At 64.0% G+C, this 11,899-nt stretch carries 13 protein-coding genes; 8 read left to right on the top strand and 5 right to left on the bottom strand.

Annotated elements, in window-relative coordinates:
- Nucleotide 1 precedes the first annotated feature (1 nt).
- Nucleotides 2-1,045 carry a class II aldolase/adducin family protein gene (locus tag NKI70_RS06215; RefSeq protein WP_352696969.1) on the bottom strand — a complete coding sequence of 348 codons (1,044 nt, stop codon included), beginning with the start codon at nucleotides 1,043-1,045 and terminating at the stop codon, nucleotides 2-4.
- Nucleotides 1,046-1,273: 228 nt separating this feature from the next.
- Here NKI70_RS06215 and NKI70_RS06210 point away from each other — a divergent pair, with 228 nt between their 5' ends.
- From NKI70_RS06210 to NKI70_RS06185, 6 genes are all read left to right on the top strand, one after another.
- Nucleotides 1,274-2,056, top strand: coding sequence for a DeoR/GlpR family DNA-binding transcription regulator (locus tag NKI70_RS06210; protein WP_352696967.1), 783 nt, complete (start codon nucleotides 1,274-1,276; stop codon nucleotides 2,054-2,056).
- On the top strand, nucleotides 2,053-3,432 hold the full coding sequence (locus NKI70_RS06205) for an FGGY-family carbohydrate kinase (RefSeq protein ID WP_352696965.1): 1,380 nt from the start codon (nucleotides 2,053-2,055) through the stop codon (nucleotides 3,430-3,432). Before NKI70_RS06210 ends, NKI70_RS06205 begins: the two co-directional genes overlap by 4 nt.
- Nucleotides 3,429-4,973: a sugar ABC transporter ATP-binding protein gene (locus NKI70_RS06200; protein WP_023680484.1), complete on the top strand. Its 1,545-nt coding sequence runs from the start codon at nucleotides 3,429-3,431 to the stop codon at nucleotides 4,971-4,973. Before NKI70_RS06205 ends, NKI70_RS06200 begins: the two co-directional genes overlap by 4 nt.
- A 20-nt stretch (nucleotides 4,974-4,993) precedes the next feature.
- Nucleotides 4,994-5,971, top strand: a complete 978-nt coding sequence (locus tag NKI70_RS06195) for an ABC transporter permease subunit (protein ID WP_502894527.1) — start codon at nucleotides 4,994-4,996, stop codon at nucleotides 5,969-5,971.
- 86 nt (nucleotides 5,972-6,057) lie between these two features.
- Nucleotides 6,058-6,996: an ABC transporter substrate-binding protein gene (locus tag NKI70_RS06190; RefSeq protein WP_352696961.1), complete on the top strand. Its 939-nt coding sequence runs from the start codon at nucleotides 6,058-6,060 to the stop codon at nucleotides 6,994-6,996.
- Between the two features lie 116 nt (nucleotides 6,997-7,112).
- Entirely contained in the window at nucleotides 7,113-8,024 is a 912-nt protein-coding gene (locus tag NKI70_RS06185) for a sugar phosphate isomerase/epimerase family protein (protein ID WP_023680481.1), read from the top strand.
- A 15-nt stretch (nucleotides 8,025-8,039) separates the two neighbouring features.
- Here the strand turns inward: NKI70_RS06185 and NKI70_RS06180 are convergent, their stop codons facing one another.
- Complete coding sequence (locus tag NKI70_RS06180) at nucleotides 8,040-8,495, bottom strand: Crp/Fnr family transcriptional regulator (RefSeq protein WP_023680480.1); 456 nt, start codon at nucleotides 8,493-8,495, stop codon at nucleotides 8,040-8,042.
- Between the two features lie 125 nt (nucleotides 8,496-8,620).
- Nucleotides 8,621-9,304, bottom strand: a complete 684-nt coding sequence (locus tag NKI70_RS06175; RefSeq protein ID WP_023680479.1) for a response regulator transcription factor — start codon at nucleotides 9,302-9,304, stop codon at nucleotides 8,621-8,623.
- 144 nt (nucleotides 9,305-9,448) lie between these two features.
- Between NKI70_RS06175 and NKI70_RS06170 the strand changes: the two genes are divergently transcribed.
- The gene (locus NKI70_RS06170) at nucleotides 9,449-9,985 is read left to right on the top strand and encodes a L,D-transpeptidase family protein (protein ID WP_352578133.1); all 537 of its coding nucleotides are present in this window, start codon (nucleotides 9,449-9,451) and stop codon (nucleotides 9,983-9,985) included.
- Between the two features lie 137 nt (nucleotides 9,986-10,122).
- On the opposite strand, the gene NKI70_RS06165 is transcribed toward NKI70_RS06170, so the two are convergent.
- Nucleotides 10,123-10,371, bottom strand: a complete 249-nt coding sequence (locus NKI70_RS06165; protein ID WP_352696959.1) for a hypothetical protein — start codon at nucleotides 10,369-10,371, stop codon at nucleotides 10,123-10,125.
- Between the two features lie 162 nt (nucleotides 10,372-10,533).
- Between NKI70_RS06165 and gcvA the strand changes: the two genes are divergently transcribed.
- On the top strand, nucleotides 10,534-11,454 hold the full coding sequence (gene gcvA, locus NKI70_RS06160; protein WP_352456304.1) for a transcriptional regulator GcvA: 921 nt from the start codon (nucleotides 10,534-10,536) through the stop codon (nucleotides 11,452-11,454).
- Nucleotides 11,455-11,457: 3 nt separating this feature from the next.
- Here gcvA and NKI70_RS06155 read toward each other — a convergent pair whose 3' ends face one another.
- On the bottom strand, nucleotides 11,458-11,874 hold the full coding sequence (locus NKI70_RS06155; RefSeq protein WP_352636956.1) for a DUF1761 domain-containing protein: 417 nt from the start codon (nucleotides 11,872-11,874) through the stop codon (nucleotides 11,458-11,460).
- Nucleotides 11,875-11,899 lie beyond the last annotated feature (25 nt).

Below are 11,899 nucleotides of genomic sequence, written 5' to 3'. Positions count from 1 at the left end.
GTCAGCTGCCTCCGGCATTGAGTTTCTGGCGATATTTTTCGGCGTCCCAGTTGATCAGCTCGCTATTCTCCGCCGCTGTCAGATAATTCAGCTTCGCCGAGATATCGATCCGCGCTGTCACGTCGGAAAGGCAGCGCTGCATGGCGTCCGCACCGGCGCCGGCGTCGCCGCGCATCAACACGCCGAGTCCAGGAAACAGGATCGCCGCGGGTGCGGCGCCGCAGCGCTCGATGACGCGCTTCACACCCTCGTCCGGTCTCGCCACGACCGAGCCTTCGCCGAGAAAGATGACGTGGTCGGGGTAGAGGCTGCCACCCGAAGCCATGCGGCAGCTTTCGGGGTCGATCGCCACCGCATGCGCCTCAACGTCCGCCGGCAATCTGTAGTCGCTGTCGCCGGCGCGCGCCGTCAATGCCGCGATGTCCGGTTCCGCCACCTGGCGCGGCGGCCGCGCCAACAGTCGTGTCACGCGCCGCAGCAGCATGTCGGCCGCGGCGACGGTCTCGGCTGCAACGACCAGGCCGTGATTGCCGAGGATCAGGATATCCACGCCTGGCCGAAGGCGCTCGGCTATACCCTGCGCGAGTGGCAGTCCCGGCCGGCGATAGGGAATATACGCCCATTGATGGCCGTCGAGCCGCCTGGCGGCCTCGGCCTCGCAGTCGGCCTGCACGGCCAGCGAAATGGTCTCGACGCAGTGAACATGCAGAACGATGCGCTGCGGCATCAGCGCATGCACGGTGGTCTCGATCGACGGGCGCAAGCCGCGCGCGTTGAGGGCGTCGACAGTGAAGGCCTGCGGCTGTTCGGCGGCCGGGTCGCGCCGTTCGATGGCGTCGAGCAATGGCGGGATGCCGACCGGCACCATGATGTCCGCGATGAGCGCGTCCTTCAGCCAGGTGCCGGAGGCCTTGATCCAGAGCGTGTCGCCGGCTTTCAGCGAGGTGTTGCCGCCGGCGGCCTGGGTCAGATGCGGGTCGCTGCCGATGGCGGCCGAAAGCGACCGCAGCGCTGCCAGTTCCTGCGCATCCGCACTGATCGTCATCGAAATTCCTCCACAAACCGGCCGCGTGGCCACGGCTTTGGACGTCCCGGTGCCGGGACGAAGACCGACGCTGGTATCGCAGATGCGAGTAAGTTACGTCAACAGTGATGTTATCGCGTCAGATCAGGCTTGCAATCCGAGGCGGGTTGAGTAAGTTGCACCAATTGGCGTGCAAAATGGCAATGCCATGCAAAATGCTTGGGAGGCAAGCGCATTGGGAGGTAAGGGTTGAGCGACTCCGGCCGCCAGCGCCAGATTGTCGAGCTTTTGCGGGACCGGCCTTTCGCATCGGTGCGCGAGCTGCAGGAGCGGCTTGGCGTGTCGGCGGCGACAGTACGGCGCGACATCGACAAGATCGACGAGGCCGGCGAAGCGCGCAAGGTCTATGGCGGCATCTCGGCGCTCGATGGCGTTTCGCAAGCCGGCGTCGCCTATGCCAGGCCCTATGACGAGAACCGCGACCTCGCCGTCGAGGCCAAGCGGCAGATCGCCGCTCTCGCCGCCACCATGGTGCGCGACGGCGACGCGGTCATCGTGCATGGCGGTTCGACCTGCTTCCATCTCGGCGTCAAGCTCGCCGACCGCAACATCCGGCTCTACACCAACTCGATGCCGCTCGCGGCCTATCTCAGCGACCACGGCCATTGCAGCCTCACCGTCGCCGGCGGCGAACTGCACCGCGAGCCGGGCATCATCCATTCGCTGACGCAGACGGTGCCGTTCTACGCCTCGAAGTTCTTTCTCGGCGCGCAAGGCATCGGCCAGGAAGGCCTTCTGGAATCGCACCCGCTGCTGGTCCGCTCGATCGTCGAGCTCAGCCTCTGCGCCGACCAGATCGTCGTGCTGGCCGACAGCCGAAAACTGTCGATCCACGCGCGCAATGTGGCACTGCCGCTGTCGCGGATCGGCACGCTGGTCACCGATGACGGCCTGTCCGAGACAGATGCCCGCATGCTCGAAGATGCCGGCGTCATGGTGCGGATCGCGGCTTCCTCGGGAGGCGCCCAGTGAACATCGCCGTCCTCGATTTCGGCAAGACCAATTCGAAGCTGTTCGTCTTCGGCCAGGACGGACAGATCCTCGACGAGCGCCGCACCCAGCCGAGCTGGATCCGCAAAGGCGGCTTCAGCGTGCTCGACGAGCCAGCGCTGCACGACTGGGCGGCTCGCGCCATCGATGATGCAGTCGACACGCATGGCGTGGAAGGGCTGATGGTATCCGGCCATGGCTGCACCTTCGCGTTGGTCGACGAAGCCGCGCTGACGCATCCGATCCTCGATTACGAGCAGGAACCGCCAGCTGAAATCGCCGCGCAGATCGACCGCCGCATTCCGGATTTTGCCGAGACCTTTTCGCCGCGCCTGCCGCTTGGCTTCAACTACGGCCGCCACATGTTGTGGCTGAAGGAGGTGGAGCCCGGTGCCTTCGCCACAGCGAAATCGATCCTCGGCTACCCCCAATATTGGAGCTGGCGGTTTGGCGGCCGGCCGGTATCGGAAGTGTCGTATCTTGGCTGCCACTCGCATTTATGGGCGCCGCGCAAACGCGATTTCAGCTCGCTGGTCGATGCCGAGGGCTGGCGCGGCCAGATGCCCGCCTTCGAGCGTGCCGGCGCGGTGATCGGCGAGCAGCGCTTCGGCCAGGCCGCGAAGCCAGTCGCCATCCATAATGGCGTCCACGACAGCAATGCCGCGCTCCATGCCTACCGCCGGCAGCAGCTCGGGCCGGTGACCGTGGTCTCGACCGGCACCTGGGTGGTCGTGCTCAATCCGGACTGCCCGCTCGACGCACTCGACGGCGAGCGCGACATGCTGGTCAATGTCGATGTCGATGGCGGCCCGGTGCCAACCGTCCGCTTCATGGGCGGGCGCGAATTCGCCACGATCAGCGCCGGCTGGCAGGGCGCAATCGCGCCGTCATCGATACAACGGGTGATCGACGCCGGCATTATGGCGCTGCCGAGCTTCGCGCCCGGCGGCCCGATGCCGCACCGCCGCGGCGAACTGGTCGGGCGTGCGCCCAATGCCGAGGAACGCGCGGCCATGGCGCTGCTCTATGTCGCGCTGATGGTCGATCTGTGCCTCGAGCTGATCCATTCGGACAACACAGTGATCGTCGACGGCGGCCTGAACAATGGCGGGCTGCTTGCCGCGTTGCTGGCGCAGTTGCGGCCCGGGCAGGCTTTCCTGCAGGGCGCAACGCTGGAGGGCAGCGCCACCGGTGCTGCCGCACTTGCCTTCGAAAGCGTCGGACGCGAGTTTGCCACCGAAGCGCCGGAGGCGGTGCATGCGGCAAGTTTCAGCGGCCTTGCCGGCTATCGCAACGACTGGCGCGGCCTTGCCGCCGACCGGGCTGTGGCCAGCGCAGCTGCAGGAGGTGCGCGATGAGCGCCGCCGCCCGGATCGAGACGGTGCGCCAGCCGGTGCTGGAGATGCGCCACATCTCCAAGACGTTCGGTGCGATCCGCGCCTTGCACGATGTGTCGCTGACCGTTCACGCCGGCGAGCTGCACGCGCTGATGGGCGAAAACGGTGCCGGCAAGTCGACGCTGATGAAGGTGCTGTCCGGCGCCTACCGGCCGGACCCCGGCGGCGAAATCCTGATCGACGGCGTGCCGGCCGCGACTGGCGACCCGATCAAGGCGCGCGCCGCCGGCATTGCGGTCATCTATCAGGAGCTGTCGCTGGCGCCTAATCTGTCGGTAGCGCAGAACATTTTTCTCGGCAACGAGCCGCGACGGTTCGGCGTTGTCGACCGCGAGCAGTGCAATCGGCGCGCCAGCGAGATCATCGCGCGGCTCGGCGTGACCTTCTCGGCGCGCACTCCGGTCGCAAGCCTGTCGCTCGGCGAGCGACAGCTGGTGGAAATCGCCCGCGCACTGTCGACCAATGCGCGCATCATCGTCATGGACGAGCCGACCACGTCGCTGACCTCGCGTGAGACCGACCGGCTGTTCGAGGTGATCGCGACGCTGAAGTCGCAAGGCATCGCCATCATCTACATCAGCCACCGTATGGAAGAGGTCTACCAGCTCGCCGACCGCGTCAGCGTGCTACGCGACAGCGGCTATGTCGGCACGCTCGACCGCGCCGACCTGAACGCCTCGCGCCTGGTATCGATGATGGTCGGGCGCGATCTGTCGACGTTCTACAAGAAGGATCACCGTCCGCCGGACAGCAAGCGCGCCATCGCGCTGTCGGTGCGCGGCATGTCGGACGGCAATCTCATAAAGAATTGTTCCTTCGACCTCCACAAGGGCGAGGTACTGGCACTGGCCGGCCTGGTCGGCTCGGGCCGCACCGAACTGGCACGGCTGATCTTCGGCGCCGACAGGCACACATCAGGCACGCTGGAGCTCGGCGGCAAACCGATATCCATCGGTTCGCCGAGCGAGGCGCTCGATGCCGGCATCGCCTATCTGACCGAGGACCGCAAGCAACTTGGCCTGTTTCTCGACATGTCGATCTCCGACAATATCAGCATGGGCGTGCTGGCAAAGGACGCGAAGGCCGGCGGTTTGCGCGACTTCACGGCTGCCGAAAAGCGCGCCGCCAAGGCGGTGTCAGACCTCTCCATCCGCACCAGCTCGGTGCAGGCCAATGCCGGCTCGCTGTCGGGCGGCAACCAGCAGAAGGTGCTGCTCGCCCGCCTGCTGGAAACCGAGCCGCAGGTCGTCATCCTCGATGAGCCGACCCGCGGCGTCGATGTCGGGGCGAAGTCGGAAATCTATCGGCTGATCGACAACCTGGCCAAGAAAGGCATCGCCATCCTGATGATCTCCAGCGAACTGCCGGAGGTGATCGGCATCGCCGACCGCGTGCTGGTGATGCGCGACGGCACCATTGCCGGCGAGGTGACGGCGTCGGAGGGCGAGCCGCTGAGGCAGGAAGCGATCATGGAACTTGCAACGGGAGCGGCTCAGCGATGACCGACAAGGTGGCCGACACGATGAAAGCGGACGACCGGGCGGTCGGCAGGAGCACGAGGTGGCGTACCGCCATCGCCGCACTCGGCATGCTGCCGATCCTGATCCTGCTGGCGGTCGGCTTCCAGTTCATCAATCCGCGCTTTTTCACCCAGACCAATCTGCTGATCGTCATGCAGCAATCGTCGATCAACATCGTGCTGGCCGCCGGCATGACCTTCGTCATCCTGACCGGCGGCATCGACCTGTCCGTCGGCTCGATCCTTGCCGCCTCGGCGATGGTGGCGGTGATGGTGTCGCTGGTGCCCGATTGGGGACTGCTGGGCGTGCCCGCGGCCATTCTCGTCGGGCTCGGTTTCGGCGTCATCAACGGGCTGCTGATCGCCTATATCAAGCTGCCGCCCTTCATCGTCACGCTGGGATCGCTGACCGCCGTGCGCGGCGTCGCCCGCCTGCTCGGCCAGGACACGACGGTGTTCAACGCGGACCTGCCGTTCGACTTCATCGGCAACGGTTCGCTGTTCGGCATTCCGTGGCTGGTAATCATCGCGCTGGCGGTCGTCGTCCTGTCCTGGCTGGTGCTCAAGCGCACCGTGCTCGGCACCTGGATCTACGCCGTCGGCGGCAACGCCGAGGCCGCCAGGCTGACCGGCATCAAGGTGCCGCTGGTGCTGCTCTTCGTCTACGGCGTTTCCGGCCTTCTGGCCGGCCTTGGCGGCGCCATGTCGGCGGCCCGGCTCTATGCCGCCAACGGGCTTCAGCTCGGCCAGTCCTACGAACTCGACGCCATTGCCGCAGTCATCCTCGGCGGCACCAGTTTCGTCGGCGGTGTCGGCTCGATCTGGGGCACGCTGATCGGCGGCCTGATCATCGCCGTGCTGTCCAACGGGCTCATCCTCGCCGGTGTTTCGGACATCTGGCAGTACATCATCAAGGGATTGGTCATCATCGTGGCGGTCGCCCTCGACCGTTACCGGCTCCAGGCAGGAGCAAGAACGTGATGGCCCTTAGTCGCCGGCATCCAACGAGCCGGTTTCATTTGTAACGCACCGTGAGAGGCGCGGGGCATCAGGAGGAAAATAAAACAATGAAGACCATCGCTAAACTGCTCTGCGGCGTCGCCCTTGCGGCCGCCGTCATCGCGCCGGCATCGGCAAAGGATCTGAACAAGGTCGGCATCTCGGTCGGACTGCTCGGCAACCCGTTCTTCGTCGCCACCATCAAGGGCATCGAGGACGCGGCCAAGAAGATCAACCCGAATGTGCAGGTGACCTCGGTATCGGCCGACTACGATCTCAACAAGCAGGTATCGCAGGTCGATTCCTTCATCGCTGCCGGTGTCGACGTCATCATGCTCAACGCAGTCGATGCCAAGGCGATCGCGCCGGCGGTGAAGAAGGCGCAGGCGGCCGGCATCGTCGTTGCCGCTTTCGACGTTTCGGCGCCGGGCGCCGACGTCACCGTGATGACCAACAACGTCAAGGCCGGCGAAGAGGCGTGCCAGTATCTGGTCGATAATACCGGCGGCAAGGGCGACTATGTCATCCTCAATGGCCCGGCCTCGTCGTCGATCCTGGAGCGGGTCAAGGGCTGCAAGGACGTGCTGGCAAAGCACCCCGACATCAAGGTCCTTTCCGACGACCAGAACGCCGAAGGCTCGCGTGACGGCGGCCTGAAAGTGTTCCAGTCGCTGCTGACGCGTTTCGACAAGATCGACGCGGTCTTCGCCATCAACGATCCGACGGCGATCGGCGCCCAGCTTGCGGCCAAGCAGCTCAACCGCTCGGAGTTCATCTTCACCGCGGTCGACGGTGCACCCGATATCGAGAAGGAACTCGCCTCCGGCACGTCGATGATCAAGGCCTCGGCCTCGCAGGATCCCTATGTGATGGCCGGCCAGTCGCTGACGATGGCGGCTGACCTGCTTGCCGGCAAGAAGCCGGCCGAGCCGACGGTGCTGCTCGACCCGAAGCTGATCACGGCCGACAATTTGCAGGATTACAAGGGCTGGACCGCGGCTCGCTAAGCCTCCCAAGCCTGGTGCGGCCGGTATGACCGGCCGCACCTTTTTTGTCCGAGCAGCGGATTGCCAAAACCGCTTTGGCCTTGGGTCCGCTACTCCTGGAATGACCGGAGACAATCATGTCGCGCATCGGAATCCACTCATTCGTCTGGTCGGCGAGCTCGGCGCAGGGCGACCTCGAGCGGACGCTGGCCAACACCAGGGAAGCCGGCTTCGACCTGATCGAATTCTCCTATCTCGACCCCGCCAATGTCGACATTGACGGCTTGGCCAAGCGGATCGCCGATCTCGGCCTCGGCGTTGCGATCAGCATTGGACTGCCGGCCGACGGCGATATTTCGAGCGCCGACAAAACGATTGCCGCGCACGGCGTCGAAATCCTGGAACGTACGATCGCGCTGACCCGCGATCTCGGCGGCCAGAAGGTTGCCGGCATCCTCAGCACCAGCCACGGCTTGCAGAGCGAGGCGCCGACGCGTGACCAGTGGAACCGCAGCGCCGGCACGCTGGCCGAGGTGGCGGACACGGCAAAATCAGCCGGCGTCACCCTCAACCTCGAAATCGTCAACCGCTTCGAAAGCAATCTGCTCAACACCGCCGCGCAAGGCATGGCCTTCATCGCGGACAGCGGCTCCGACAATATCTTCCTGCATCTCGACAGCTTCCACATGAACATCGAGGAGGCCGATGTCGGCTTGGCCATTCGCAATGCGGTCGGGAAGATCGGCTATGTCCATATCGGCGAGAGCCATCGCGGTTTCCTCGGCACCGGCAATATCGATTTTGCCGCGATATTCGATGCGCTGACCGCCATCGGCTACAGCGACGACCTCAGCTTCGAATCCTTCTCCTCGGAAATCGTCGACGAGAACCTGTCGCGGAAAACCGCGATCTGGCGCAATCTGTGGACCGACAATATGGAGCTGGCCAAACATGCGCGCCGCTTCATTGCGCTCGGACTGGAGACGGCACGGCGCAAGGCCGAGCTTGTTTCCGCAACGCACCCGCAGTTCCGAAATCGATCTGGTTAGGCCAGAGGCGCTATATTAGCCGGCAAAACGCGGCCCAAGTTCCTCGATGCGGCGGATCATCGCCTGGAAATCCTCCAAGATGCGCTGGTGCAAGTGAACCGCCAGTTCCGGGTATTCCTCGAGGATGCGGCGGAACATCTTGCGGCTGAGCCGCAGCACTTCCGAATCGATTTCGGCGGAGGCGCTGGTCAGCCGGTTGGTGTCGGCGATCAGCGCCAGTTCGCTGAGTATGGTGCCGGGGCCGGCGGTGCCGATCGGGATGCGCTCGCCGTCGTGCTCGCGGTAGAGCACGATGCGGCCGCTGACCACGATGTAGGCCGAATCAGCCTCGTCGTCCTCGCGGTAAAGCTTGTGGTCGGCTTTCAACATGGTGGTTTCGGCGCCGAAGGCGAGCAGACGCAGCTGTTCCTGCGTAAAGCCCTCGAAGAGCCTCACGGTGGACAGGATGCGGATGTCGTCATCCAGCGCCATCTAGCTATGTCCCCGAACCGTCAGTCCGACTCCTCCCCTACGAGGCCGATCCAAAACCACCTCCAGCCTCAGGACCGTACCCGAAAAGCGCCCCGCCCGGATCGCTTATTTGAATAATGAAATGTTTAAGGAACCAGCTTGTAGCCGCCGCTTTCTGTCACGAGAATTTCCGCGTTGGAAGGATCGCGCTCGATCTTCTGGCGCAGCCGGTAGACGTGAGTTTCGAGCGTATGCGTGGTGACGCCGGAATTGTAGCCCCAGACTTCCTCCAGCAGCACGTCGCGGGTCACCACCTTCTGGTCGGCACGGTAGAGATATTTGATGATCGAGGCTTCCTTTTCGGTCAGCCGCACCTTGGCGCCGCGCGGGTCGATCAGAAGCTTCTGGCTGGGCTTGAACGTGTAGGGGCCGACCGAGAAAGTGGCGTCCTCGCTCTGTTCGTGCTGGCGCAACTGCGCGCGGATGCGGGCCAGCAGCACGGCAAAACGGAACGGCTTCGTCACATAGTCGTTGGCGCCGGCCTCGAGGCCAAGGATGGTGTCGGAATCGGTATCATGGCCGGTCAGCATGATGATCGGCGCCTTGTAGCCGCCCTTGCGCAATATCTTTACCGCCTCGCGGCCATCCATGTCGGGCAGGCCGACATCCATGATGAGCAGGTCGATGAGCCCGCCACGCGCCGTGGCGACGCCTTTGGCGGCGGTCGCTTCCTGCAGGACATCGAATTCCTCATAAAGCGACAATTGCTCGACAAGGGTGCCGCGCAGGTCGTCATCGTCGTCGACGATCAGAATGGTGCGTGAAGTCATGGATCAATCCGTTGTTTTGAAAAGAGATTTCAGTTGACCGCTGCCTGTTTATGCGGAAGCTGACCGGCACAACAGCCGTTCACAGTGATTTGTTCCGTGGCACGATCATACAAGAAAAAACACGATCGCAATGCAGTCGGCGCAATTTTGCCGAAAGGGCTCACCGTGCTCACCGTGCGCGCGCGCCCCGGCCAACCCAGCCAGGGCTTTCTGCAGGCCGGCAAACTGGTGTTTCCATGTGCGCTGGGGCATGGCGGCATCTCGGCCGGCAAGCGCGAGGGCGACGGCGCCACGCCGCTTGCCTCGATGCGGATATTGTCGGGATATTTTCGCGGCGACCGTTTTGCCGGCGGCCGCCGGACGCCGCTGGCGATGACGCCGATCGGCCGCGACCTCGGCTGGTGCGAAGTGCCTGGGGACCGCAACTACAACCGCCCGGTCAAAATCCCCTATGGCGCCAGCCATGAGCGGATGCTGCGCACCGACGATCTCTATGACGCCTGCCTGGTGCTGGACTGGAACATTGTGCCGCGCCGGCGCGGGCGCGGCAGCGCCATCTTCTTCCACCTGGCGCGCCCCGGCTTCACGCCGACGCAAGGCTGCGTCGCGGTAACGGCCCGCACCATGGCACGGCTGCTGCCGCTGCTGTCGGAGCGGACGGTGGTAAGGGTGGTGAGGTAGTGAATAGTGAATAGTGAATAGTGAATAGTGAATAGTGAATGGTGAATAGTGAGTGGTGAGAAGCGATCGATAGGGACATGTGCAGGCGCACCGCCTAGCTTCCCATTCACCATTCACCATTCACCATTCACCATTCACTACTGCCCTATCCGCTTCCTCGGCCTCTGCCACCCTATGTCGAGAAGGCCGAGCCGGCCGAGTTCGCGGTCCATGGCGCGTGCGATGTCCTTGCGTTCGCCGCCGATGTCGCGCAGCTGGCGATCGGAGAGATCCTCGACATTCTCGCAGGGGAGATTGACGGCGATTTTTGCATGGCGAAACCAGTCAAGCACGGCGCGCAGCCAGGCCGGGCGGAGGGTTACCGAGCGCAAGGCGATGTCAGACATGGTGCAATCCGCTTCTCCGGACATCAAATCCGGTTTGATGTTTCTTCGATGCTCAGAGCATGGCGGATTGAAATTCAAACGGGAAACGAGTAGTTTTTTCTACATCTTCAAGTTTTGTTTGATGATTGGAATGCTCGACCGAACCCTCCTCGTCTGGCACTGATGGCGCGCCTGCTGCCTGGAACCCGTGCGCTGCGGACGCTGGAGGCAGCGGCGCGGCACCTCAATTTCACCCGCGCCGCCGACGAGCTCGGCCTGACGCCGGCAGCGGTCAGCCATCAGATCAAGGAAATCGAGGATCAGCTCGGCATCGTGCTGTTCACACGCACCAGCCGCACGATCCGGCTGACCGAGGCGGGCGCGGTGCTGTTCGAAGCTTCGACCGATGCGCTCGACCTGCTTGGCCGGGCCGTCTCACGGGCGCAGAAGGCGGCGCGCGGATCGGCGCTGCTGAAGGTCACCCTCGATGCGCAATTCGCGACGAAGTGGCTGATGCGGCGCGTCGACGATTTTCGCAAGCAGCATCCGGCAATCGAGCTGCGTTTCGACATCAGTTACGAGGTGCGCGACTTCGATCGCGACGACGTCGATCTCGGCATCCGTTTCGGCACCGGCAAATATCCGGGGCTTCGCTCACACCGGCTGTTCGAAAACGTCATCATCCCCGTCTGCAGCCCGGCCTTGCTGCGGGCTGGGCCGCGGCTGAAAGAGCCGCGCGACCTGTTTCATCACACGCTGGCGCATATCGAGTGGTCGCGCCAGGGCGTCACCTGGCCGAATTGGAGCATGTGGATGGCGGCGGCGGGCGTCGACGATTTCGACGACAGCCGGACCATCGTGTTCGGCAACTCGACCGATGCCGTCCAGGCCGCGCTCGACGGCAACGCGGTCGCGCTCGCCGATTTCGCCATGGTGGCAAACGACCTGTCCGAAGGCAGGCTGATCCGGCCGTTCGAACTCGGCATCAAGGTCGCGCCTGAATTCGCCTATTTCCTGGTCTATCCGGAGACCGCGGCGAATGATCCGCGCATCGTCGCCTTTCGCGATTGGCTTCTCGAGGAAATCGCCAGGACCCCGAGCTGACGGTCAGCCCGCCGCCGCGCCGAACCAGCCGATCACCGCGCCGATGAGAAGCAGCACGCCGAGCCAGTGACCAACATCGATGAGCGTCAGATCCCAGCCGAAACCTTCGTAGCGATGGTTGACCGAAAGCGTGGTGGCGACGAACCCCAGCCAGAGAACGAAGCCGAAGATCACCCCGGCAAGCAGGCTCGGCTCGCCGCCGGTTACGGCGCCGATGATCAGCGACATGACCAGCGCCATGACGAGCTCCGCGATGAAGGAGACGACGAAGGGCAGCATCGATTTGCTCATCGTCGCCGGATCAAGCTTGGCGGCCTTCAGCCACGGCTTGCTCAAGCCCATGTACCAGGCCCCGCCGAACAGCCACGCCACGACGGCGGCGACGACTACCGCCAGCCAATTGATTGCTGAAAAATCCATGGTTCCCTCCGGTCGATTGCGCGAT

It is taken from the genome of Mesorhizobium sp. M0500, assembly GCF_040321165.1.
In the GTDB taxonomy this organism is placed as follows: domain Bacteria; phylum Pseudomonadota; class Alphaproteobacteria; order Rhizobiales; family Rhizobiaceae; genus Mesorhizobium.
Note: the sequence above shows the minus strand (reverse complement) of the source record. Positions and strands in the feature narration are given on the sequence as shown.